General features: G+C 70.8%; 25 protein-coding genes. 10 read left to right on the forward strand and 15 right to left on the reverse strand.

Annotation, left to right across the window (positions count from 1 at the left end):
• Positions 1–119: 119 nt before the first annotated feature.
• The gene (locus tag EDC02_RS28315) at positions 120–785 is read right to left on the reverse strand and encodes a GntR family transcriptional regulator (protein WP_123605388.1); all 666 of its coding nucleotides are present in this window, start codon (positions 783–785) and stop codon (positions 120–122) included.
• An 83-nt stretch (positions 786–868) separates the two neighbouring features.
• Positions 869–1,423 carry a DUF4245 domain-containing protein gene (locus EDC02_RS28320; protein WP_123605389.1) on the reverse strand — a complete coding sequence of 185 codons (555 nt, stop codon included), beginning with the start codon at positions 1,421–1,423 and terminating at the stop codon, positions 869–871.
• Positions 1,424–1,591: 168 nt separating this feature from the next.
• On the opposite strand from EDC02_RS28320, the gene glpX reads away from it, so the two are divergent.
• Positions 1,592–2,626 carry a class II fructose-bisphosphatase gene (gene glpX, locus EDC02_RS28325; RefSeq protein WP_123605390.1) on the forward strand — a complete coding sequence of 345 codons (1,035 nt, stop codon included), beginning with the start codon at positions 1,592–1,594 and terminating at the stop codon, positions 2,624–2,626.
• Positions 2,627–2,638: 12 nt separating this feature from the next.
• On the opposite strand, the gene EDC02_RS28330 is transcribed toward glpX, so the two are convergent.
• The 5 genes from EDC02_RS28330 to EDC02_RS28350 form a co-directional block, all read right to left on the reverse strand.
• Positions 2,639–3,277, reverse strand: coding sequence for a rhomboid family intramembrane serine protease (locus tag EDC02_RS28330; protein ID WP_370461577.1), 639 nt, complete (start codon positions 3,275–3,277; stop codon positions 2,639–2,641).
• A 154-nt stretch (positions 3,278–3,431) separates the two neighbouring features.
• Entirely contained in the window at positions 3,432–4,112 is a 681-nt protein-coding gene (locus tag EDC02_RS28335) for a transglycosylase SLT domain-containing protein (RefSeq protein ID WP_123607177.1), read from the reverse strand.
• Between the two features lie 382 nt (positions 4,113–4,494).
• Positions 4,495–5,937 carry a PhoH family protein gene (locus EDC02_RS28340; protein WP_123605392.1) on the reverse strand — a complete coding sequence of 481 codons (1,443 nt, stop codon included), beginning with the start codon at positions 5,935–5,937 and terminating at the stop codon, positions 4,495–4,497.
• A 428-nt stretch (positions 5,938–6,365) separates the two neighbouring features.
• Positions 6,366–6,737, reverse strand: a complete 372-nt coding sequence (locus EDC02_RS41945) for a hypothetical protein (protein WP_233606485.1) — start codon at positions 6,735–6,737, stop codon at positions 6,366–6,368.
• Between the two features lie 22 nt (positions 6,738–6,759).
• The gene (locus EDC02_RS28350; RefSeq protein WP_123605393.1) at positions 6,760–7,104 is read right to left on the reverse strand and encodes a hypothetical protein; all 345 of its coding nucleotides are present in this window, start codon (positions 7,102–7,104) and stop codon (positions 6,760–6,762) included.
• Positions 7,105–7,368: 264 nt separating this feature from the next.
• Here EDC02_RS28350 and EDC02_RS28355 point away from each other — a divergent pair, with 264 nt between their 5' ends.
• From EDC02_RS28355 to otsB, 3 genes are all read left to right on the forward strand, one after another.
• On the forward strand, positions 7,369–7,809 hold the full coding sequence (locus EDC02_RS28355; protein WP_123605394.1) for an XRE family transcriptional regulator: 441 nt from the start codon (positions 7,369–7,371) through the stop codon (positions 7,807–7,809).
• A gap of 174 nt (positions 7,810–7,983) precedes the next feature.
• Complete coding sequence (locus EDC02_RS28360) at positions 7,984–8,358, forward strand: hypothetical protein (protein WP_123605395.1); 375 nt, start codon at positions 7,984–7,986, stop codon at positions 8,356–8,358.
• A gap of 105 nt (positions 8,359–8,463) precedes the next feature.
• Positions 8,464–9,288, forward strand: a complete 825-nt coding sequence (gene otsB / locus EDC02_RS28365) for a trehalose-phosphatase (protein WP_123605396.1) — start codon at positions 8,464–8,466, stop codon at positions 9,286–9,288.
• Positions 9,289–9,366: 78 nt separating this feature from the next.
• On the opposite strand, the gene EDC02_RS28370 is transcribed toward otsB, so the two are convergent.
• From EDC02_RS28370 to EDC02_RS28385, 4 genes are read right to left on the reverse strand one after another with little or no spacing between them, the layout of a single operon-like run.
• Positions 9,367–10,137 (reverse strand): isoprenyl transferase, encoded by a 771-nt coding sequence (locus EDC02_RS28370; RefSeq protein WP_123607178.1) that lies wholly within the window; start codon positions 10,135–10,137, stop codon positions 9,367–9,369.
• 10 nt (positions 10,138–10,147) lie between these two features.
• On the reverse strand, positions 10,148–11,320 hold the full coding sequence (locus EDC02_RS28375; protein ID WP_123605397.1) for a geranylgeranyl reductase family protein: 1,173 nt from the start codon (positions 11,318–11,320) through the stop codon (positions 10,148–10,150).
• Positions 11,321–11,332: 12 nt separating this feature from the next.
• A complete protein-coding gene (locus EDC02_RS28380; protein ID WP_123605398.1) occupies positions 11,333–12,190 on the reverse strand; it encodes a hypothetical protein in 858 nt (285 codons plus the stop codon).
• A 20-nt stretch (positions 12,191–12,210) separates the two neighbouring features.
• Positions 12,211–14,058, reverse strand: coding sequence for a phosphoenolpyruvate carboxykinase (GTP) (locus EDC02_RS28385; RefSeq protein WP_123607179.1), 1,848 nt, complete (start codon positions 14,056–14,058; stop codon positions 12,211–12,213).
• A gap of 351 nt (positions 14,059–14,409) precedes the next feature.
• Between EDC02_RS28385 and EDC02_RS28390 the strand changes: the two genes are divergently transcribed.
• The 3 genes from EDC02_RS28390 (at position 14,410) to EDC02_RS28400 (ending at position 16,199) form a co-directional block, all read left to right on the forward strand.
• A complete protein-coding gene (locus tag EDC02_RS28390) occupies positions 14,410–14,946 on the forward strand; it encodes a GtrA family protein (RefSeq protein ID WP_233606486.1) in 537 nt (178 codons plus the stop codon).
• Between the two features lie 68 nt (positions 14,947–15,014).
• A complete protein-coding gene (locus tag EDC02_RS28395) occupies positions 15,015–15,698 on the forward strand; it encodes a GtrA family protein (RefSeq protein ID WP_123605400.1) in 684 nt (227 codons plus the stop codon).
• Between the two features lie 9 nt (positions 15,699–15,707).
• Positions 15,708–16,199 (forward strand): MaoC/PaaZ C-terminal domain-containing protein, encoded by a 492-nt coding sequence (locus tag EDC02_RS28400; RefSeq protein ID WP_123605401.1) that lies wholly within the window; start codon positions 15,708–15,710, stop codon positions 16,197–16,199.
• Positions 16,200–16,259: 60 nt separating this feature from the next.
• On the opposite strand, the gene EDC02_RS28405 is transcribed toward EDC02_RS28400, so the two are convergent.
• The 3 genes from EDC02_RS28405 to EDC02_RS28415 all read right to left on the reverse strand — a co-directional run bounded on the left by EDC02_RS28405 (position 16,260) and on the right by EDC02_RS28415 (position 19,010).
• Positions 16,260–16,856 carry a PH domain-containing protein gene (locus EDC02_RS28405; RefSeq protein WP_123607180.1) on the reverse strand — a complete coding sequence of 199 codons (597 nt, stop codon included), beginning with the start codon at positions 16,854–16,856 and terminating at the stop codon, positions 16,260–16,262.
• A 95-nt stretch (positions 16,857–16,951) separates the two neighbouring features.
• Complete coding sequence (locus EDC02_RS28410; protein WP_123605402.1) at positions 16,952–17,854, reverse strand: biotin--[acetyl-CoA-carboxylase] ligase; 903 nt, start codon at positions 17,852–17,854, stop codon at positions 16,952–16,954.
• Between the two features lie 241 nt (positions 17,855–18,095).
• Positions 18,096–19,010 carry an IS982 family transposase gene (locus EDC02_RS28415; RefSeq protein WP_123601180.1) on the reverse strand — a complete coding sequence of 305 codons (915 nt, stop codon included), beginning with the start codon at positions 19,008–19,010 and terminating at the stop codon, positions 18,096–18,098.
• Positions 19,011–19,048: 38 nt separating this feature from the next.
• Here EDC02_RS28415 and EDC02_RS39800 point away from each other — a divergent pair, with 38 nt between their 5' ends.
• Positions 19,049–19,444, forward strand: a complete 396-nt coding sequence (locus EDC02_RS39800; RefSeq protein WP_148083665.1) for a hypothetical protein — start codon at positions 19,049–19,051, stop codon at positions 19,442–19,444.
• 338 nt (positions 19,445–19,782) lie between these two features.
• Positions 19,783–20,745: a hypothetical protein gene (locus tag EDC02_RS28425; RefSeq protein ID WP_123605404.1), complete on the forward strand. Its 963-nt coding sequence runs from the start codon at positions 19,783–19,785 to the stop codon at positions 20,743–20,745.
• A gap of 199 nt (positions 20,746–20,944) precedes the next feature.
• Here EDC02_RS28425 and EDC02_RS39805 read toward each other — a convergent pair whose 3' ends face one another.
• Positions 20,945–21,505: a hypothetical protein gene (locus tag EDC02_RS39805; RefSeq protein WP_148083666.1), complete on the reverse strand. Its 561-nt coding sequence runs from the start codon at positions 21,503–21,505 to the stop codon at positions 20,945–20,947.
• A 160-nt stretch (positions 21,506–21,665) separates the two neighbouring features.
• Here EDC02_RS39805 and EDC02_RS28435 point away from each other — a divergent pair, with 160 nt between their 5' ends.
• Positions 21,666–23,258: an acyl-CoA carboxylase subunit beta gene (locus EDC02_RS28435; RefSeq protein ID WP_123607181.1), complete on the forward strand. Its 1,593-nt coding sequence runs from the start codon at positions 21,666–21,668 to the stop codon at positions 23,256–23,258.
• The last annotated feature ends 116 nt before the right edge of the window (positions 23,259–23,374 follow it).

Below are 23,374 nucleotides of genomic sequence, written 5' to 3' on the forward strand. Positions count from 1 at the left end.
GCGCCTCCTTCGTCAATACAGTCGATTGTCGACCGAACTGTTTCCGGAAGCGTCTTCCCTGGTAACGAACGTGTGACGTGATCACTGGTCGGGCCGGCCCGAGGCGGTCACCGGTCGGCTCAGCTCAGATAGGTACGGGCACCGTGCTCAGCCAGCTCACGGAGCACCTCCGTCGGATCCCCCGCCTCGATCGCGGCGAGCAGCCGCTCGTGCCGGTGCACCCCGTCGACCGGCTGCGCCACCTCAGCCTCCCGCCGCAGATTGATCGCCATGTACAGCTGGAGCTTCAACAGCACCGACTCGTACACCCCGGTGAGCTGCCGGTTGCCGGCCAGGCCGACCAGCTCTACGTGAAACCGCCGATGCGCCTCGGCGACCCGCAGCCGGTCACCGACCGTGGTGGCCAGCCGCATCTGGTCGACTGCGGCCCGCAGGCCACCGAGGGCGCTGTCCCGGCGTACCGGCAGCGCCGCCTCCACCGCGTGCCGCTCCAGGAGGTCGCGCACGGCGTACAGTTCCTGGACGTCGCGGTCGGACAAGGTCGCCACCCGCACCCCACGCCGTGGTACGTGCTCCACCAGGCCCTGCTCGGCGAGGAGCCGCAGCGCCTCGCGCAGCGGCGCCCGGCTGATGCCCAGCCGGCGGGTCAGATGCTCCTCGACGAGCCGTTCCCCCGGGTCGGTTTTGCCGCTGAGGATCTCGCGACGCAGCCGTCGCACCGCCAACTCCACCAGGCTGAGGCTCTCCAGCTCACCATCCACCGACGATGCGGCCACGTCGCTCACCCCGTCGAGTCTGCCACCCGCGGCCCGGAAACCGGATTCCCGGCCCAGGCAACCGCCCTGGACGGGCCGGACCCGCCGACGTATCAGTGTGGGGTGTGCGCCTCGGCCATCACCCGCAGCTCGTCGGCGTCGGCCGCGCCGACCACCAGCACACTGTGCTGCGGCGCCAGCCACACCAGTGCGCGTTCGCCGGGCCGGGCCGCGTACCGCTGCCAGGTCGTCGCCCCGATCGCCACGTCGCCCTGCGGCTGCGCGGTCGCGGTCAGCTCCGCCACCAGCAGCTCTGGTGCCGGCCGCGAACTCTGCACCACCTGGACGGCGGCGCCGGCCGGGGTGACATAGCCCACCCGCAGCGTCGGGCCGTCCGCCGCCGACGCCGGCCGGAAGACCGCGCTCACCGCGACCCAGTCCGGTCCGAGGCCGTCCGGCGAGCGCACCGGGAACTCGCCCGCCGCGCCGGCCTGCTCGTACGCCGGCCCGGGGTCGACCGCCACCGGGTCGTCGGCACCGAGGAAGACCCGGTAGAACCCGAAGACCAGCAGGATCGGCACCAGCAGGACGAGCAGCGACAGGGTGATGTCCTTCGGGGTGCGTTCGGCCCGGTCGCGCGCCGGTCTCGCCGGCCCGGTCGTCTCCATCCGCCCATCCTCCCAGTTCGCCAGCGCGGACCGACGCACGGCCGGGCCGCTCCGCGACCACCCCGCGACCACCTGGCACCGTCGTGACGTGCCAGGATTCCCTCAGGACCGGAGCTGGCGACGCCGTGCTCCGGGATGCGCCCCGCACCGTCGCGAGGAGGAGCACCGATGACTGGGACCGGCACCCGCAGCCCGCAGAATCTCGACCGTAACCTGGCCCTGGACCTGGTCCGGGTGACCGAAGCCGCGGCGATGGCCGCCGGCCGGTGGGTGGGTCGGGGAGACAAGGAAGGCGGCGACGGCGCCGCGGTCGACGCGATGCGCAAACTGATCAACTCGATCCAGATGCGTGGCGTCGTCGTGATCGGCGAAGGCGAGAAGGACAACGCCCCGATGCTGTTCAACGGTGAACGGGTCGGTGACGGCTCCGGGCCGGAGGTCGACGTCGCGGTCGACCCGATCGACGGCACCACCCTGATGAGCAAGGGCATGCCGAACGCTCTCGCGGTGCTGGCGGTGGCGGAGCGGGGCGCCATGTTCGACCCCAGCGCGGTCTTCTACATGGAGAAGCTGGCGGTCGGCCCGGACTGCGCCGACGTCATCGACATCGAGGCCGGGGTGCGGGAGAACCTGCGGCGGATCGCCCGGGTCAAGAAGTCGAGCGTCTCCGACGTGACGGTGAGCATCCTCGACCGGCCCCGCCACACCGAACTGGTGCAGGAGATCCGCGACGCCGGTGCCCGGATCCGGTTCCTGTCCGACGGTGACATCGCCAGCGCGATCTCGGCGGCCCGCGAGGAGTCCGACGTCGACGTGCTGATGGGCATCGGCGGCACCCCGGAGGGGATCATCGCCGCCTGCGCGCTGAAGTGCATGGGCGGCGCGATGCAGGCCAAGCTCTGGCCACGCGACGACGCGGAGCGGGACAAGGCCGTCGCCGCCGGACACGACCTGGGCCGGGTGCTGCGCACCGACGATCTGGTGACCGGCGACAACTGCTTCTTCGTCGCCACCGGGGTCACCTCGGGTGACCTGCTGCACGGGGTGCGGTACCGCTCGGGTGGGGCGTACACCCAGTCGATCGTGATGCGCTCCAAGAGCGGCACGATCCGGGTGATCGACTCGCATCACCGGTTGGAGAAGCTGGCGCTGTACTCGGCGGTCGACTTCGACGGCCGGCCGATCGCCGAGCTCGACCTCTGACCCGGGGCGCGGTCAGGGCATGGTGAGCGGATCCGGGTCGTACGGGTCGTAGTCGCGCCGACGGCGGAACAGGATCGCGGCGAGCACCCCGCCGACGAACCCGAAGAGGTGGCCCTGCCAGGAGATCAACGCGTCGGTCGGCAGGATGCCGACCAACTGCCAGCCGTAGAGCAGGCCGACCAGCAGGACGACGCCGAGGTTCCACCAGGTGCGCTCGACGATGCCGCGCATCAGCACCAGACCGAGGTAGCCGAAGACGACCCCGCTGGCGCCGACCACGACGGTGTTCGGCGCGCCGGTGAACCACACGCCGAGCCCGCTGACCAGGATGATCACCAGGGTGGAGTAGAGGAACCGGCGGACTCCGGCGGCCAGGACGAAGGTGCCGAGCAGGATCAACGGGACGCTGTTGCTGTAGAGGTGGTCGAAGCCGTGGTGCAGGAACGGGGCGAAGAACACCCCGTCCAGCCCGTCGATACGCCGGGGGATGATGCCGGCGGCCAGATCGAAGCCGGCGCTCAGCCAGACGTCGAACGCCTCGATGACGAACAGCACCGGGACGACCGCGCACATCGCGACGAACGCCCGGCCGAGCGAGGCGTAGAAGGCCTCGGTGCCGAAGCGGTTCGGGTCACCACCGGAGGTCCCCATGTACGCCATCTCCTAGTAGCTATCAGGTCCGCGCAACCGACGCCAGCCGACAGCTGGCGAAACCGCACAAAAACACCGGCGGCGGTACGGACCTGATGGTCCGTACCGCCGCCGGTGACGAGTGCGACAGGTGCTGCCGACGGTCAGGGCCGGATCAGTAGTAGCCGGCGTTCTGTGACTGCTGCCACGCGCCACACGGGGTGCTGTAGCGATTCTTGATGTAACCGAGGCCCCACTTGATCTGGGTCGCCGGGTTCGTCTGCCAGTCGGCACCGGCCGAGGACATCTTGTTGCCCGGCACCGCCTGGGGGATACCGGTGGCACCGGAGGCCGCGTTGTAGGCCTTGTGGTTCCAGCCGCTCTCCTTGTTCCAGAGCTTGTTCAGGCAGGCGAACTGGTCGAGGCCCCACCCCTTCTCCAGGGTGAGGGCGCAGCCGATCGCCCGGTTGCCGCTGAACTCGTCGCAGGACTCCGGGATCTCGCCGGTGTAGGGCACCGTCGCCGCCGGCGGCCGGGCCGCCGCCTCCTGCTGCTTCTGCTGGGTCACCTGCTCCGCCCGCTTGGCCTTGGCCGCCTCGGCCTTGGCCGTGGCGAGGGCCTTCTCCGTGGCTTCCCGTTCGGCGGTACGGCGTTGCACCGTCATCCGCTGGTGTTCGGCCCGGCGCTGGCGCAGCAGTTCGAGCTCGACCTGCTCGGCCTCGGCGGCCAAGCGGGCGTCGCTGATGCGTTGCTGGGTCTCCCGGTCGCTCTCCAGGTAGAACCCGCCGGCGACGCCTGTCACGAGCAGGCCGACGGCGAGTGCCCGGACACCGAACCGGCTCCACAGCCGACTCACGAAGTGGTCCCTTCGTCGGGGGCAAGGACACGGCGGGCCGGGCCGGTCGGCACCGCTCGCGCCCGCGTGGCCGGCCGGCATGAGCGGCCGGCTCGCGGCGGCCGCTGCCAGGTGCGGTGCGACCGTCACGTGCGGTGCGGCGGTGCGGATGGCCCGGGCACGCCGTGAGCGCCCGACCGGGTGGGTCGTACGTCGGCCGGCCGCGATGGTGGTCGGCTGACGCACCACCACCGACGACCCGGATATCGGTCGTCGCCGGTGCGCGCGCTCGTCGACCACCATCGCTCACGGTGAGGCTGTTGGGAAACGCGGGACTTTGAATGTGATATTGGTCACGACAATTTTCACCCGAAAGTGGGGCATAGCCCCGCACCGGGTGGGGTCAGCGCGGGATGTCCTCCAACAGATCAGTAACCATTTCGGCGATGGGAGAACGCTCCGAACGGGTCAGCGTGACATGGGCGAACAGCGGATGCCCCTTCAGCGCCTCGATCACCGCGGTCACCCCGTCGTGCCGGCCCACCCGCAGGTTGTCCCGCTGCGCGACATCATGGGTGAGCACCACCCGGGAGCCCTGTCCGATCCGGGACAGCACGGTGAGCAGGACGTTGCGTTCCAACGACTGGGCCTCGTCCACGATCACGAAGGCATCGTGCAGGCTGCGGCCCCGGATGTGGGTCAGCGGCAGCACTTCCAGCATGCCGCGAGCGAGCACCTCCTCCATCACGTTCTCGTGCACCACCGCGCCGAGGGTGTCGAAGACCGCCTGGGCCCAGGGCGACATCTTCTCCGACTCGGACCCGGGCAGGTAGCCGAGCTCCTGACCGCCGACGGCGTACAGCGGGCGGAAGACGACGACCTTCTTGTGCCGGCGCCGTTCCATCACCGCCTCCAAGCCGGCGCACAGGGCCAGCGCCGACTTGCCGGTGCCGGCCCGACCGCCCAGCGAGACGATCCCGATCGACTCGTCGAGCAGCAGGTCCAACGCGATCCGCTGCTCGGCGGAGCGGCCGCGCAGCCCGAACGCCTCCCGGTCACCGCGTACCAGCCGTACCGTCTTGTCGGCCATCACCCGGCCGAGCGCGGCGCCGCCGGTGCCGTGCAGCACCAGGCCGGTGTGGCAGGGCAGCCCGGCGGCGCTGTCCAGGTCGACGGCCTCGCCCGCGTACAACTGCTTGACCTGCTCGTCGGTGGACTCCAGCTCGGCCATTCCGGTCCAGGTCGGGTCGCTGGCCTGGCCGTGCCGGTACTCGTCGGCGACCAGACCGACCGAGGCGGCCTTGACCCGCAGCGGCATGTCCTTGCTGACCAGCACCACGTCCCGGCCCTCCGCGCCCATGCTGAGCGCGACCGACAGGATCCGGGTGTCGTTGGACTCGTTGCGGAAGCCCGGCGGCAGTACGTCGGTGTCGGCGTGGTTGAGCTCGACCCGCAACGTGCCGCCCGACTCGTTGGCCGGCACCGGCTGGTCCAACCGACCGTGGCGGACCCGGAGCTCGTCCAGCATCCGCAGGGACTGCCGGGCGAACCAACCGAGCTCCGGATGGTGCCGCTTGCCCTCCAGCTCCGAGATGACCACCAGTGGGATCACCACCTCATGCTCGGCGAACCGGTGGAACGCCCCCGGGTCGGACAGCAGGACCGAGGTGTCCAGGACGTACGCACGAGCGGTGACTGGCGGCTCCGGTTGGGCTGGGCCGGCGGACCGGTCGGCCGGCTCGGACGCGGCGGCGTCCGGGGCTCGGCGGGTCCGGCTACGGCTGGACGGGACAGTGGCGGCGGTCGGGCCCTGATCGGCCCGGGGGGTGGTACGTCGACTCGTCACAGGCCTGCTCCGTCGGGCGTGCACCCGATCCGCCCGCGATCCGGCTCCACCGGGGCCCGAAGGCACGGGTCGGATGCGGAACCCATGCGACTGCAGGTCCGGACCGTCCGGCTGGCCCGGGACGACCCCGGACCATGACTAGACGCTAGCCGCCGGATCCCGACCTCGGCTAGGCGTCAGGGCCGATCTTCGGCCCACACACCGGAGGTGAGCGGGGCAGATGGTGATCCGTACCCAGGTCCGACACACGCCGGTCACGCGACAGACACATCCGGGCCGCACAGGCGGCCGGCCGGGATGCGCACCCCCTGCACGCATCCCGGCCGGGAGGAACTCCGGCGCGGTGACGCCGGGGTTCCCAGGCGGTGTCGCGTCCGCCTCAACACGACACCGCACTCGGGAAAGCTCATCGCTGCGGCCGCAGCCGGTCAGGGATGTCGGCCGGCCAGCAGTTCCGTCGAGTGCCGGCCACCGGGCCCGCCGAGGCCACCGGTCCCGCCGAGTCCGGGGCCGCCGACGAAGGCCGCACCGGTGTAGGTGGTGCCCGGACGGACCGCCAGGTCGACCCCGGTGGCCACCGGACGGATCTCCGGACGGGCTGGTTCCGGCAGCACCGACGCGATCGCGGCCCGGGTCTCCCGGCGCCGCCGGGTCCACGCCCCGCGGTCGCCGTCGAAGTAGCCCTGCCGGTAGCCGAACCGGTAGCCGATCCGGTAGCTGAGCTGGCCGTGCAGCCGGCCGGCGGCGTAGCTGGCCGAGGCCAGCAGCAACACCAGGAAGACCGCGAAGAACGAGCTCATCCGGTCGCCCCGATCTCTGGGATCATGTCTCCTCCGACTCGAACGACGTCGGGTCGTCGGTGAGCAGCCGATCGATGTCGTCGGTCCGCACCTCTTCGACCAGTTCGACGCTGATCCGGCAACCGCCCAGCACCACCTCGGCCACCGAGGCCCGCCGGATCTCCCCGCCGGCGTCGTACACCCGCACGCTCAACTCCGGACAGCCGAGGTGCGCCCGCCACGCGTTCCACTCGGTCCGGTCCCCCACGTTGAGCGACAGGTGACGACACCCCCGGGCCAGGTACAGCCGCCACGGCGCGCTCAGGCCGCCGGCGACGGCGTCCGCGATCAGGCCGAAGGCCTGGGCCCGGGTGGCGAGTTCGGTCACCGCACCGTCTCCGTCACGTGTAAGCGACAACTCCACTCGCTTAGCGTCTCAAGCACGTGACGTAGAGTAAAGCGTCACGCGCAAGTGACAGCATCATCTTTTCGGGTGATTAGCGCCACCCCGCTTCGTCCTTAGACTGCACCCGTGGCACCCCTCGTGACAAGGGAAGATTTCCCGACAGAGATTCACAAAGCTCTGTCACAAACGCAGTACAGAAGGCTTCCTGCCCCCAGGAAAAGCGGTGATTCGCCGTACCGTCGGCCGGTGCCGGACAGCTCCGCCGCGCGGAAGATCGCCTTCGCCGCCTTCGTACGCAAGGCGCTCGCCGACGCGCGCGCGACCCGCGCCTGGACCGGCTCGGAGGTCTCCCGGCGCACCGGTGTGTCCCGCCAGACCATCAACCGGTGGGTACGCGGCGAGTGGTCCAGCGATCCGGAGGCCGAGCGGGTGGTCTCGTTCTGCGAAGGACTGGGGATCAGCCCGACGGTCGCGTTCGGCGTACTCGGCTGGGACCGCGCCACCAGTGCCCGGCCGGCGCCCTCGGCACCGCCGATGGACCCGGACGTGGAGGCGCTGCTCCGTCGGCTGGTCGACCCGAACGTGTCAGATGCGGAGAAGTTTCACATCAGGGAGACGATCCGCTATCTCGCCTACCGGCCCCCACTGCCGGCCGAACCTCGCAAAGGACCCAAGCGGGCAGGGTAGTTCTCAGATGGCGAAAGAAAGCCGATCAAGCGGCCCGATTCCGTCCCACTTGCACGCTGAGTCACGATAGCGTTCCTCTCCGTACTGCTTGGGCTCGTCATCCACGGGGGACGGGACAAGGCCGGACACAGCCCGGACACAGCCCTGCGGGACAGGAGGGAGGGTCGAAACCCGATGACCCTCAAATGGTCGGCAGTCGTGATCGCGGCCGTCGCGATCACGCTTTACGGCACCACGAATATCGTGGTCGCCGTCCTGAGCACCGGCGAGGTGCCGGCGGTGGTGAACCTGTTCGTCATCGCCTGCGCGTCCGTCGCCACGCTGGTGGCGGTCATCGCGCACCTCAACGACCGGCAGCAGGGACGGCTGACCGCGCTCACCGAATTTCTGGTCGCCCGGCTCAATGAAGTCGATTCACACGTCGCCGACCGCAACTCCGGCTTCGTCGAAGGCTATTTGCTCCGGCAGGGACAGCAACACGACGCGGCAGTCGTGCAATTTCCACCGCGGATGCACGGTCGGCGGCTAATGAGCGGCGGTGACGACTGACCCGCCAGGTGGTTCGCGGACCGTAGCCACCAGCGCCGACGTCCCCCGAACGTTCATCCGCCGAGAGGTCTGGCACCCGGGTCGGCAGCAGGTACGCTGACGCCCGTGCGGTCGTTCGAGGTAGGAAACCAGCGCTTGGCCCGTCCGCTGACCGCGGAGCAGGCATGGCGAGCCACCATCGATCGCGCCGACCGGTGCGTGCTGTTCTTCGACTTCGACGGCACCCTCGCCCCGGTCGGCGACGATCCCACGTCGGTGCAGCCCGCGCCCAAGGTGCTGGCGGCGATCGAGTCACTCGCCGGGGTGGTGCAGCGGATAGCGATCGTGTCGGCCCGACCGGTCGACTTCCTCCGAGGCCAGTTCGCCTCGATCAGTGAGGTCGACCTGTACGGACTGTACGGGCTGGAGCACAGCCACGGCTCCGGGCCGACGGTTACCGAGCCGGCCGCGCTGCCCTGGATCCCGGCGATGCAGGAGCTGGCCGACCGGGCCCGCGCCGAGCTGCCCGCCGGCGCCCTGGTCGAGTACAAGCGGCTGTCCGTCGCGCTGCACTACCGGACCGCGCCCGAGCTCGCCGAGACCGTCGAGTCGTGGGGGCAGGCCCAGGCCGAACAGCTCGGTCTGCGGGTGCAGAGCGGGCGGATGGTCATCGAGATCAAGCCGCCGGTCGACCGGGACAAAGGCATGGTCATCGGCGACGCGGTCGGCACCGCTGGCTGCGCCTGGTACTTCGGTGACGACGTCTCCGACATCAAGGCGTTCGCCGCCCTGCGGGCACACGCCAGCGCCAATCCCGACTTCTTCGGCGTCTGCGTGGCGGTGGCCAACGCCGAAACCGGGCACGACGTGTCGGCGGCCGCCGACCTCACCATCGACTCGCCGGAAGCGCTCGGCGACTTCCTGACCTCCGCCGTGCACGCCCTCGACTGACGCCGGCAGGTCGAGGCTGACGCCGGCAGGTCGAGGCTGACGCCGGCAGGTCGACCGGCGGGCGGGCTCCGGCGACGGTCAGGCGCCGTACCGGCGTTGCCGGTTCGCGTACGACCGCAACGCCCGCAGGAAGTCCACCCGACGGAAGTCGGGCCAGTTGACGTCGCAGAAGTAGAACTCCGAGTGCGCCGACTGCCACAGCAGGAAGCCGGAGAGCCGCTGCTCGCCGCTGGTCCGGATGACCAGGTCCGGGTCCGGCTGACCTCGGGTGTAGAGATGCTCGGCGATGTGGTCGACGTCGAGCACCTCGGCCAGCTCCTCCAGGGTGCCGCCGGACCTGGCGTGCTCGTGCAACAGCGACCGGACCGCGTCGGCGATCTCCCGGCGGCCGCCGTAGCCGACCGCGATGTTCACCTGCGCGCCCTCGGACCGGGTCTGGGTACGCTCCTGCGCGGCCTTCAACGCGGTCGCGGTGGCACCCGGCAGCAGGTCCAGCGCGCCGACGATGCGCAGCCGCCAGGGGTTGCCCTCCTCGGCCAACTCGGTGACCAGATCCTCGATGATGTTCAGCAGCGGATCCAGCTCGCGGGCCGGCCGACGCAGGTTGTCGGTGGCCAGCAGGTACAGCGTGACGTGACCGATGCCGGCCTGGTCACACCAGTTCAACAGATGTTTGATCTTCGCTGCGCCGACCCGGTGCCCGTCGTTGGGGTCCACGAACCCCATCTCCCGGGCCCATCGGCGGTTGCCGTCGCACATCACGCCCACGTGGCCGGGCACCGGCTTGCCCGCCAGTCTCGTCATGAGCCGTCGCTCATAGACCGAGTAGAGCAGCTCCCGCAGAGTCATCACAAGCAGACTAGCGACCGGAACGCCGTCGCGCGGTATCGGCCGCCCGGCGGATCGTCAGTTGCGCGGCGAGCCGGCGCACCGTGACCCCGTCCAGCCGGCCGTCACCGAGACCGAGTTCGACGATGGTGTCGAAGACGTGCCGGTCCCGCGCCGCCGCCGCGACGGCGGCGTCCACCGTCGTCGGCCGCCGGGCCAGCCAGGCGCCGAAGGCGCTGTGCCGCAGGTGCCCGCCGAGGCGTCGACGCAGCGCCTGCCGGTAGCGGCGGGCGGCGACCGCCGGCGTACCGGCCGCCGCCGCACCGGCCAGCGCACCGGACAGCACCGCGTAGAAGATGCCCTCGCCGGTGAACGGGTTGATCAGCGACAGCGCGTCGCCGGCCAGCACCAGCCGACCCGCACCCACCGGCGGCCGCCGGGTGGACAGCGGCAGATGATGCGCCCGCAGGTCGGTGACCTGCGCCAGGTCGGTGCCGGGCAGCAGCGCGCACAACCGGTCCAGCAGCCGGGCCCGGGTCAACGGCCGGCCGCGCAGCACCTCCCCGTACCCGATGTTCGCCCGCCCGTCACCGATCGGAAAGGCCCAGGCGTACGCCGGCCAACCCGCCGCCGTGGTGACGATCCGCTGTTCGCCGGGGCTGGTGACGACCCCGACCGGGGCGTAGCCGCGAATCGCCAGGGCCAGGTGGCCGTCCGGGTTGGGGCCGTGGCCCAACGCCCGGCGTACCACCGATCCCGCACCGTCCGCGCCGACCACCGCCCGCGCCGCGATCTCGCCGTCGAGCAGCACCAGGTCGTCGCGGACCGTGACCTGACGTACGGTGTGCCGCCGCAGCCGCGCGCCGGCGGCGACCGCGGCGGCGACCAGCCGGGCGTCGAAGACGGCCCGGGGCACCGTGTACGCCGGACGGACCAGCTCGGCGGCGACCTGCCCGCCGTGCGGGGCGACCAGCCGGAGCCGGCCGACCGGGGCGAACCCGTCGACCGGGTCGGGCACGGCCAGCCCGGCCAGCACGTCGAGGGCGTGCGGTGCGATGCCGTCGCCGCACGGCTTGTCGCGGGGAAAGTCGGCCCGGTCCAGCAGCAGCACCCGGGCACCGGCCCGGCGGGCTGCGATCGCTGCGGCGGCACCGGCCGGCCCGGCACCGACCACCGCGACGTCGACGACCGACGTACCGTCCACCTGGACCTCCCGTCAGGCCGGTTCGGTGCCGGTCGCCTCCCGGCCGCGCTCGGCGCGACCGGCCCGCCACACACCGTAGAAGGCCAGCGCCACCGCCACCACCAGCGGCGCGCCGTCGCGGACCAGACCGTCCACGCCGAGCAGCCACCAGCACAGCGGCAGGTCGACGGCGAGCACCCCGAGGCTGACCAGGACCAGCAGCCATCGTGCCCAGCGCCGGCCGCGCAGCATGAAGAACGACACCAGCAGCACCAGCCAGCTGGTGGCGGTGGCGACCGCGATCCAGGCCACCACCGCCGGGGTGGCGACCAGCCGGCCGTCGAGCAGTACCCCGATCGAGACCAGCGCCGGCACCAGCATCAACGGCGGATAGGTGAAGGCCGAGACCCGGGCGACGAGCAGCCAGGCGGCGACCGGCGGCCGGCGGGGCGGGGCCTCGCGCCAGGTCAGCCGCCGGCCGTCGCGGACCAACCGGGGCGGATGCCGGGTCAACTGCGCACCGACCGCCGGGGACCGGTACAGCAGCCACACCACGGCCAGGCAGAGCCCGGCGAGCAGGCCGAACCCGGCCACCCCGGGCAGCGGCGGTACGCCGGAGCGCGGCACCACCAGCCGGCCGAGCGCGAAGACGGTGGTGACCGCCAGGATCAGCCCGAACGGTCGGGCCCCGGCCCGGCCCCGGCGTACCTGCCGGATCAGGACCAGGAAGCCGAATGCCCGCAGCAGCGCCCAGCCGGAGCGGACCGCCACACCGACGTCCCGATCCGGGGCGTACCACCAGTTGAGCAGGTCGACCACGACGGTGGCCGCGGCGGTGACGGCGAGCAACCCGACCAGCCGGCGGACCGGAGCTGGAAGGTCTGCCGCCACCGGCGCAGGTTATCCAACGGTCAGTCGGCGGCGTCCAACCGGGCCCGCAGCGCGTCCAGCTCCGCCCAGAGCACCCCGGGCAGTTTGTCGCCGAACCGCTCGAACCACTCGGTGATCTGCGGCAGCTCCGCGCGCCACTGCGCCGGGTCGACGGCGAGCGCGGCAGCCACGTCGGCCGGGTCGACGTCCAGGCCGGACAGGTCGAGCGCGTCGACGGTCGGTACGTTGCCGATCGGGGTCTCCACCGCCGCGCCGGTGCCGTCCAGCCGCTCGACGATCCACTTGAGCACCCGGGAGTTCTCCCCGAAGCCGGGCCAGAGGAACCGGCCGTCGTCGTCGCGGCGGAACCAGTTGACGTAGAAGATCCGGGGCAGCTTGGCCGCGTCGCCGTCGGTGCCCTTGCCCATCTCGATCCAGTGCCGGAAGTAGTCCCCGGCGTGGTAGCCGATGAACGGCAGCATCGCCATCGGATCCCGCCGGACCACCCCGACCTTGCCGGCCGCCGCCGCGGTCGTCTCCGAGGAGAGGGTGGCGCCCAGGTAGACGCCGTGCACCCAGTCGCGGGCCTCGGTGACCAACGGCACCGTGGTACGGCGCCGGCCGCCGAACAGGATCGCGTCGATCGGTACGCCGCGCGGGTCGTGGTATTCGTCGGCGAGGATCGGGCACTGGGTGATCGGGGTGCAGAACCGGCTGTTCGGGTGGGCGGCGTCGGTGCCCCGGTCGGGGTTCCAGTCCTCGCCCCGCCAGTCGGTCAGGTGCGCCGGTGGCTCGCCCATCCCCTCCCACCACACGTCGCGGTCGTCGGTCAGCGCGACGTTGGTGAAGAGGGAGTTGCCCCGGTCGAGGGTACGCATCGCGTTGGCGTTGGTCCGCCAGTCGGTGCCGGGGGCGACGCCGAAGAGCCCGTACTCGGGGTTGACCGCGTACAGCCGGCCGTCGTCGCCGAACCGCATCCAGGCGATGTCGTCGCCGATCGTCTCGACCTTCCAGCCGGGGATGGTCGGCTCCAGCATGGCCAGGTTGGTCTTGCCGCAGGCGGACGGGAACGCGCCGGCGACGTAGCGGACCCGCCCGTCCGGCGCGGTCAGCTTGAGGATCAGCATGTGCTCGGCCAGCCAGCCCTCGTCGCGGGCCATCACGCTGGCGATCCGCAGCGAGTAACACTTCTTGCCGAGCAGCGAGTTACCGCCGTAGCCGGATCCGTACGACCAGATCTCCCGGGTCTGCGGGAAGTGCGAGATGTACTTGGTCTCGTTGGCCGGCCACGGCACGTCGGCCTGGCCCGGCTCCAGCGGTGCGCCGACCGAGTGCAGGGCCGGCACGAACGCGGCGTCGTCGCCCATCGCGGCGAGCACCTCGGCGCCCATCCGGGTCATGATCCGCATCGAGGCGACGACGTACGCGCTGTCGGTGATCTCCACGCCGAACATCGGCTCCGGAGCGTCCAACGGGCCCATACAGAACGGGACCACGTACATGGTCCGGCCGCGCATGCACCCCCGGTACAGCTCGGTCATCACCCGCTTCATCTCGGCGGGATCCATCCAGTTGTTGGTCGGTCCGGCGTCGGACTCGTCGGGTGAGCAGATGAAGGTACGTTCCTCGACCCGGGCCACATCGGTCGGGTCGGTGCGGGCCCAGAACGAGTTGGGACGGCGTTCGCTGTCCAACCGGACCAGGGTGCCGGAGTCGACGAGTTCGTCGGTGAGCCGGTGCCATTCGGCGAGCGAACCGTCGGCCCAGACGACCCGGTCCGGTGTGGTGAGGTTGGCGATCTGCCGGACCCAGTCGAGCAGGCGGGCGTGGCTGGTCGGGGCGGGGCCGGGAACGTTCGACGGTACGGACGCGGTGGCCGTTGCAGTCATGGCGATCTCCTCGTGGTCGGCGCTGACCTCGTTCCTGGAGTGCACGGCACCGGCGGATGGTCGGGCCCAGCCGCCGGGATACAAGTCCGGGAGTTGGACTCAGGGTAAACCGATTGATCGTTCAGGGCAGCCGAGGAGCTTGTGAAGAAGTGCACAAGTTGTCGCCGCATGCAATCTGACGAGCTGTTTCTCGCTCCCACGCGCAGTTGTACGCAAGATCCTCCGGCGCTCGTCCAGCTCCGACCTCAGTCACTCTGCGTGTTCACGATTCGGGTGGCGAAAGCGTGGCGTGGCCGGAAACTCGGATGGTGCCGACACATCGGCGGGCGGGAACCCGCTACGCTCGACCACGTGCCCGTCCACGCCGCCGGCGAGCCGTCCGCGCCCGCCTCCAGTCCGGGGTTGATCCGCCGGATCCGGGACCGGTTCGGTCTGCTGGTCCGCGAGATCGGCAAGTTCGGGGTGGTCGGCGGGATCGCCTTCATCGTCGACATCACCCTGTTCAACATCGCGTCGGGCCTGCTCGGGATGGGCCCGCTCAGCGCGAAGACGCTGTCGACGGTGATCGCTGCCTCGGTGGCCTTCGTCGGCAACCGGTTCTGGACCTGGCGGCACTCGGTCAGGTCCGGGCTGGCCCGCGAGTACGGCCTCTACTTCTTCTTCAACGCCGTGGGCCTGGGCATCGGCCTGGCCTGCCTGGGAATCAGCCACTACGGGCTGGGCAGCATCTGGCCGGGGGTGTTCCAGACGCTGCTCGCCGACAACATCGCGGCCAACATCGTCGGCGTGGCGGTCGGCACCCTGTTCCGGTTCTGGGCGTACCGCAGGTTCGTGTTCACCGTCGCGGCACCCGCCGTGGTGGCGGCCGCCGCCAGCGACCGTGACTAGCCCCACCCGGTGCCGCCCTACCCGCCGGTCAACCCGAACGGCCCGTCGACCTGCCGTATGGTGATCTGATGCGAATACTTCGCCTTCTGCCCGAGCGCTGGCAGAGGTTCATCCGCGAGGCGCTGAAATTCGGCACCGTCGGTGGCATCAACACCGCCGTCAACTTCGCGGTGTTCAACGCTCTGGCGCTGACCGTGCTCGCCGACGGTCAGTTGAAGGCGACTGTCGTCGCCGCGCTGGTGGCGACCACCAGCTCGTACTTCATGAACCGGCACTGGACCTACCGGGACCGGCCGAAGTCGGCCATCCGGCGGGAGTACGTACTGTTCTTCCTGTTCAACCTCACCGGCCTGGCGATCGAGGTCGGGGTGCTGGGGCTGGCCAAGTACGGCTTCGGCATCAGCGGGCTACTGGCCCTGAACATCGTCAAGATCATCGGATTGGTGCTCGGCACCGTGTTCCGCTTCTGGGCGTACCGCACGTTCGTCTTCCGCCCGGCACCCGCCGCCCACCCGACCACCGAGACCAGCCCGACCACCGGGACCGCGCCTGTGGCCGGGACCGAACCGGCGGCGGGCGACCGGGTCCCGCAGCAGATCCAGCGGGACGGGCAGCCGCCGGCCGGCCAGTCGACACAGGCCCCGGACAGCCCGGCACCACTGGCCGACCCGCTCGCCGCCGAGATCGACGCGAGGATCGCCGCCGAGATCGACGCGGAGATCGACGCGGCGACCCGCCCGGCCAGGCGCTGACCGACGACCGTGCGCTCCGGCACCGGTGCTGACGCCGACCTGTTCTTCGAGGACCTCGCCCCGGGCGGTTCCTTCGACCTCGGCATCACCACCGTGGACGGCGTCGAAATGGTCAGCTTCGCCGAACGCTTCGACCCGCAGTGGTACCACGTCGAGCCGGACATCGCCCAGGCCAGCCCGTACGGCGCCGTGATCGCCAGCGGATTCTTCACCGTCAGCCTGTTCATGCGGGCGTACGTGGACGCGGTGCTGTCCCGGGCCGCCGCAGACACCTCCCCCGGCCTGGAGGAGCTGCGCTGGCTGGCCCCGGTGTACGCCGGTGACCGGCTCGCCGGACGGCTGGACGTGCTCACCAGGAAGCTGTCCGACGCCCGGCCCGGCCTGGGCACGGTGACCCTGCTGGGGTCGTTGACCCGGCTCGACACCTACGACCGGCCGGAGCGCGAGGTGCTGCGCACCCGGTTCCGTGGCTGGTTCGCGCTACGCGGCGCCGGGCGCTGACCTGAGCCGGCTGGCCAGCGGGCCAGGCCCGCCTGGCAGTGCTGGCCAGCCGTCGCCCGGTCAGTGGCCGGGCGAGGCGTTGTCCGGTCGCGCCCGGGCTGCCTGGTCCGGCCCGGTGCGTGCCTCGTCGAGAATCTCCCGCAGCTCACCGTCGCCCAGGCTGTGCAGATCGTGGTGCGCCTCGACCAGCTCGTAGAGCTGCGTCTGCACCTGGCTGACCCCCGGAAGGTCGGGCAGTACGGTCTGCCCACGTTCACCGGCGGACTCGATGGTCAACGTCCCGCAGCCGAGCAGCCGTTCGCTGAACCGCTGCGTCATGGAGTGGTCGTTGACCCGGTTCAACGGGATGTCCCGGCGCTCCCGGGAGAACACCCCGTGCTGCAGCACCACCCGCTCGTTGGTGAACACGTAGTGCGTACTGCGCCAGACCGCGAACGGCCGGACGGCGAACCAGAGCACCGCGACCAGCGCCAGCGCGAGAATCACATACCACACAACGGTGGCCGCAGTGCTCTCCGGCAGCAGCAGGAACCCGGCCACCACGGCGGCGACCGCCAGCACCGTCACCGCCACCGGCCGCACCAGTGCCTTCCAGTGCGGGTGCAGGTGCAACACGACATGCTCGTCGGCGGTGAGCATGTCTTCGGGAAATGCCACGGCAACCTCCTTGCCCGGGCCGGGCAGGGGACCCGGCCGGCGGTCCGTACACCGGCCGCCGGGGTGACCGTAGCGGTTGACCGCCACCCGGACGGTCAACCGGGCGTACCGTTTCCCGGCGCGTCGCCGGACCGCACGTGCACCACGTCCCCGGCCGCGACCGCCAGTTCGCCGGTGGCCGTACGGACCACCAGACGACCGTCCTCGTCGACCGTGCCGGCCAGCCCGGTGTGCGCCGCTCCGGACGGCAACGAGACCCGCACCTGCCGGCCCACCGTCACGCAGTGCCGCAGGTACGCCGCCCGCAGACCGGACGCGACCGGGTCGCCGCCGGCGGCGCGCCACCGCCCGTACCAGTCGGCCACCCCGCGCAGCACCGCCCGCAGCAGCGGGTCCCGGTCGGTCGCCGCTGCTCCGGCCAGCTGCAGTGAGGTGGCCCGCAGACCGCTACCGGGCGGCGGTAGCTCGTCGGCGCGCAGCGTCACGTTGAGCCCGATGCCCAGCACCACGGCCGGTCCGGCCGCCCCGTCCGGGGCCGCCTCAGCGAGGATTCCGGCGCACTTCGCCTCGTCGATCAACAGATCGTTGGGCCACTTCAGCGCGGCCGGCAGTTCGGCCAGCCGGGTGACCGCCTCCGCCAGCGCGACGCCGGCAAGCAGCGGCAACCAGCCGTACCGGGACCCCGGCACCGCCGGCCACGACCGGGCGGGCCGGGCCGCCGCCGGCTGCAGCAGCACGCTGACGGCGAGGCCGGCCCGCGGCGGCGAGGTCCAGTCGCGGCCGAGCCGCCCGCGCCCGGCGTGCTGCTGCTCCGCCGTGATCACCAGCCCTTCGGTGGCACCGGCTCGCGCGGCGGCGAGCACGTCCGCGTTGGTGGAGCCGGTCTGCGCCCGGACCTGCACGTCGGTCCACAGGCCGTCGGGAACGATCAGCGCGCGACGCAGCCCACGCTCGTCGAGCGGCGGACGGTCCAGATCGGTGTACGGTGAGCCGGCCATCCGCCCACCCTACGGCGGCACCTGGCAGCGCACCGCGTCTGCCACAGAACCAGGCATGCTCCGGGAAGGAGCATCGCGCCGCTGATACAAGGGGTCCAGCCGCCGCCTGGGGTCGTGGCGGAGACCAACGGGATCTCCAGAATTCGTGACGGTCGATTCTTGCGTAGCCGATCACTGCTCGCCATGCTGGCGGTCGCCGCCACAGCCGGGGCCGCTCTGCTAGATGATCGATTCCAAGGGGTCAGTGGTCGAATGCGGTCAGGGAGCGCAGGGTCGGTTGGCCGGTGTGCCAGTTGTGCCAGATCGCGGCGGTCAGGGCGAGGACGCGTTGCAGGACCCGGACGGCGACGCCGGTGATGGTCCGGCCGCCGTGCTGTTCGAGGTCGAGTTGGCTTTTGAAGGTCTGGTTGACTGATTCGATGGTCTGCCGGACGGCGCGGAGCAGGCCCCGGCCGGGTCGTGCGGGTTCGGTGCGGTACGCGGGGCGTACGACGGTGACATCGTTGTCGTTGAGCCAGATTTCGGTGTCGCGGTCGCGGTAGCCCTTGTCCACGACCAGGATCACCCCGTCGGGGTGGTGGAACATGCCGGGTTGCAGGGTGACCAGGTCGATGAGGACTTCACGTTCGTCGGTCTTGGCGTTGGTGAGGGCGAACGCGACCGGCAGTCCGTGGACCGTGGTGACCAGGTGCAGGCGTAGTCCCCAGAACAGCCGGGAGTGGGAGGCGCAGTAGCCGTAGCCGGCCCAGCCGGCCAGGTCGGAACGCTGCACCGTCTCGCGGGATGTGCCGCAGGGCACGGGTGTGGAGTCGGCGATCCGGATCGGGTGCCGCCACAGGTCGGTGTCGGTGGCGAGCACCGTGATGAAGTGGGCCAGTTGGGTGGTCAGCGCTCGCAGCCGTTTGTTGTAGCCGGGCTGTTTGGGCAGGTGGGGGAACAGGTGGATGATGGATTTGCGGGCGTAGCGGATCCAGCGGGTCTCGTTGTGGTAGCCGAGTAGTGCCTGCATCACTGACACCGTGATGAGTTCGGCGTCGGTGATCCGGGCGGTGATGCCGACCGCTGGACGCCACCGGTTGAGGTGCGGGGACGCCTTCAGTTCGTCGTCGATCCTGACGTACAGTGCGGTCGCGAGGGTGTCCAGATCGACGTGCACGTGGCCTCCATGGTTTCGCTGCCTAGGCAACGTTGATCATGGATGCCCTCGCGTCCGCTTGCTACCCCGTATCCCTTGGAATCGATCATCTAGTTCCGCCAGCTGCGCAGGCCGACGCCGGATCGGCGCTGGCCCTGTGCACCTCTGGCCGGTTCTGCAACTGGACCGGCACAAACTTCTCCGGCACGCTGTTCCAGGGCATCCCGCTGCCGGGCACGTCCGTCTGGTGCATCAACATGCCGGTCGGAACGCGCTCGATGAGCAACGGCACCAGCCTGACCCTGAGCGCCAACCAGAACCGCTGCGAGAACTCCGGCGGGTCGGCATCGGTTGTCGACCCGGGGCAGGACAGGGCGTCCTTCTCCTTCCTGGTCAACTCGGTCTCGTACTGCAGCGTCTGCCGTCAGCCGCAGGGAAGCATGCCGGGCGAGTAGAATATCCAGACCGAAGATCATGATCGCCTGCCGGCGTGGATCGCCGGCAGGCGATCCACAGCAGACAGACGGCAAGAGATGGTCGCCCCGTGCTCGACGGATTCCCGTCGCGGGGACGACAGCGGGCCGCTGCTTGCGATCCGATGGACGCAGCTTGAAGGCACCCGTACCCTATGGGGCATGGCGAGCCGCCCGCTTGACCTACTGCTGTCGATGGCAGGAGTGGCTGGGTGAGCACCTCGGCGATCGCCGGAACCAGCTCGGCTCCACGCGGTGGACGCCTCCGTCGGTGGCTTTCGCTTCCCGACCGTCGTCCCGTCACGGTAGCGGCAGCGGTCGTGGTCACGGCGGTGCTCGGGGCGTTCGGCGCGGCGACCGGCTCCATGCTCGGGGCAACCACCCTGACCGATCTTCCCAGCGACACCGCGATGGTCGACCTGACCAGACGTGCCAGCGGCGTCGAGGCTCCTTCGGTCGTGCTGCGGCAGACCTCGGCACAAACAGCGGACCGGGTATTCACTGCGGTGACCTTGGACGGCAGGTGGGACGCGTCGCAGGCCCGGCAGCGCTACGCCGCCGCCGGCTGGTCGGTCTCAGAGATCGAGGTCGTACACGACCAGGCGGGCGTGGCGGACCCCGCTGCCTGGACCAGCGACTACATCCCCTCCCGCTACGACCGGTTCACCGCCGAGCATCACGGACTGGTCGTCGCGATCGCCGGCATGTCCGTCGGCGGCAAGACCACGGTCGGGATGGACACCTGGGCCGCAGGCTCACCAGTGCTGCGCATCCTGCTGGTCGCAGGCGTGGCGCTCGGGCTGTCCGCCGGATGGCTGCTCGCGGCGGCGGTAGCACGGCGGATCCACTCAACACACCCCACGCACCGGATCACCGTGGCTGCGCTGTCCGCCGCCACCGTCCTCGTCCTCGCGGCACCCGTCATCGCCCTGTATGTCAGCCTCGCGCACGCGATACGTCCGCACTCTCACACCGGCGGCCCGCTCCCCAGTGTGCACCACGCGCTGTCGCCCGTCCCGTACTGGACAGCGGCACCGCCGTGGCTGCTTCCCGCCCTCAGCGCCGTCGGCGGGCTACTCGTCGTCGTCACCGTCGTGTTCGCCGCCCGACCGCAGCCGGCCCGACTCGCCGCCAGTCGGCATCCCGACTGGCGGCGTCCGCATCGACGACGACTTCGAGGTGGCGGCGAACATGGTCAAGGACTCGATCGCCGAAGCCCGAACCGATCGCCGCGCCGCCCAGCGGTTGTTGTTCCTGTCCGCCTATCCAGACTGGACACCTGACGCGCTTGACCGGATGCGCGGTCGTCTCATCGACTCGGGCGTGCCCGCCGCCTTCCTCACCACCACCCAGCCATCCGGGCCACCGCAACCCTGACCCAGGCCCTCTCACCGAGACGCGGGTCCCGGAATCGTGGCTGCTCCGCCGCCTCCCTCCGCAGCGGAGCAGTCTTTCAGGTTGGGCCGGTGTCGCTCCGTCGCGCTACCAGTGGTCGCGCCACTGCGGCACCGGTGCCACGCCGCGGAACGGATGCCCGGTGACGGTCGTACCGACCACCGGCACTGCTACCGGCGGGTCCAACGCGGGAACGGCCGAGTCCGACGCGGGAACGGCCCGGTCCGACGCTCGTACGGGTTGTGCGTACGCGTCCGTCGGCCGGTCGAACCAGTCAAAATCCTCGTCAGCAGCAGCAGCCGGCGGCGCGGCAACCGGCGGCACAGCAGCAACCGGCGGCACAGCGGCGGGCGGCACAGCGGCCACCGGCGGCTCCGGCAGCACGACGGCGGGCCGGCCGCCCCGACGTTGGCGCGGCACGACCACGCCGACCGTGTGGCGTCCACTGGGCGTCGCCCGGCGACGGAACAGCCCGGTGCGGGTGGCCCGACGTCGCCCCCGCCCCCGCCCTCGACGGCGCCGATGCGGCGCGGCGTCCAGACTTCCGGCCCTGCGGCTGCCAACGGTGGCCGCTCGCGCCGGCCAGAGCGTCCGCCGCATCACCAGCAGCACCGTCAGACCGGACGCGATCAGCGCAACTCCCAACACTGTCACGTGGTGGTAACGAATCGGGCAACAAGCAGGAAACGTCGTCCCGGGGTCGATCGAGCCGGACCGGGGCCGGGGCGACAGCGGCGCACTGAGGGAAACCGCACACCGTCGGCCCCTGACCGGCGGTCGCGACGTCGATAGCATCCGCGGTGTGGGCGTGACGAGTGAGCAGTCCGGAACCGGAACCGACCTCCACAGCACCGCCGGGAAGCTGGCGGACCTGGAGCGCCGAGTCGACGAGGCGGTGCATGCCGGCTCGGCCCGCGCGATCGAGAAACAGCATGCCCGGGGTAAGAAGACCGCCCGGGAACGGATCGCGATGCTGCTCGACGAGGGTTCCTTCGTCGAGCTGGACGAGCTGGCCCGGCACCGGTCGACCAACTTCGGGCTGGAGCGCACCCGCCCGTACGGCGACGGGGTGGTGACCGGCTACGGCACCGTCGACGGCCGGCAGGTGTGCGTCTTCGCGCAGGACTTCACCATCTTCGGCGGCTCGCTCGGCGAGGTCTTCGGCGAGAAGATCGTCAAGGTGATGGACCTGGCGATGAAGATCGGCTGCCCGGTTGTCGGGATCAACGACTCCGGCGGCGCGCGCATCCAGGAGGGCGTGGTCAGCCTCGGCCTGTACGGGGACATCTTCTTCCGCAACGTCCGCGCCTCGGGCGTCATCCCGCAGATCTCCCTGGTGATGGGGCCGTGCGCGGGTGGCGCGGTGTACTCCCCGGCGGTCACCGACTTCACCATCATGGTCGACCAGACGTCGCACATGTTCATCACCGGCCCGGACGTGATCAAGACGGTCACCGGCGAGGACGTCGGCATGGAAGAACTCGGTGGCGCCCGCACCCACAACGCCACCAGCGGAAACGCCCACTACCTGGCGACCGACGAAGAGGACGCCGTCGACTACGTCAAGGCGCTGCTGGCGTACCTGCCGAGCAACAACCTGGACGAACCGCCGACGCTGCCGACCGAGGCGGAGCCGGCAGTCACCGACACCGACCGTGAGCTGGACACCATCGTCCCCGACTCGGCCAACCACCCGTACGACATGCACCGGGTGATCGAACACGTCCTGGACGACGGCGAGTTCCTGGAGGTCCAGCCGCTGTACGCGCAGAACATCGTGGTCGGCTTCGGCCGGATCGAAGGCCGACCGGTCGGGGTGGTCGCCAACCAGCCGATGCACTTCGCCGGCTGCCTGGACATCGGGGCTTCGGAGAAGGCCGCCCGGTTCGTGCGCACCTGCGACGCGTTCAACATCCCGGTGCTGACCTTCGTCGACGTGCCCGGTTTCCTGCCCGGCACGGACCAGGAGTGGGACGGCATCATCCGGCGCGGCGCGAAGCTGATCTACGCGTACGCCGAGGCGACCGTCCCGAAGGTCACCGTCATCACCCGCAAGGCCTACGGCGGTGCGTACGACGTGATGGGGTCGAAGCATCTCGGCGCGGACCTGAACTTCGCCTGGCCCACCGCGCAGATCGCGGTGATGGGCGCGCAGGGCGCGGTGAACATCCTCTACCGCGCCGAGCTGGCCGCCGCCGACGACCCGGCAGCGGTGCGGGCGCAGCGGATCGCCGAGTACGAGGAGCGGCTGGCGAACCCGTACATCGCCGCCGAGCGCGGCTACGTCGACTCGGTCATCGCGCCGTCGCAGACCCGGGTGCAGGTGGCGCGCGGGTTGCGGATGCTGCGCGGCAAGCGGGAGACCCTGCCGCCGAAGAAGCACGGCAACATCCCGCTCTAAGGAGACGCTCTAGGAACCCGGATTCCGACAGCGGTCATGCATCCTGCCCTGCCAGGGACTGCGAGTCATCGCATCGATACTTTACGTTGTCGATGCGACGCAGTCTGTGAGGAGGG

Source organism: Micromonospora sp. Llam0 (genome assembly GCF_003751085.1).
In the GTDB taxonomy this organism is placed as follows: domain Bacteria; phylum Actinomycetota; class Actinomycetes; order Mycobacteriales; family Micromonosporaceae; genus Micromonospora_E.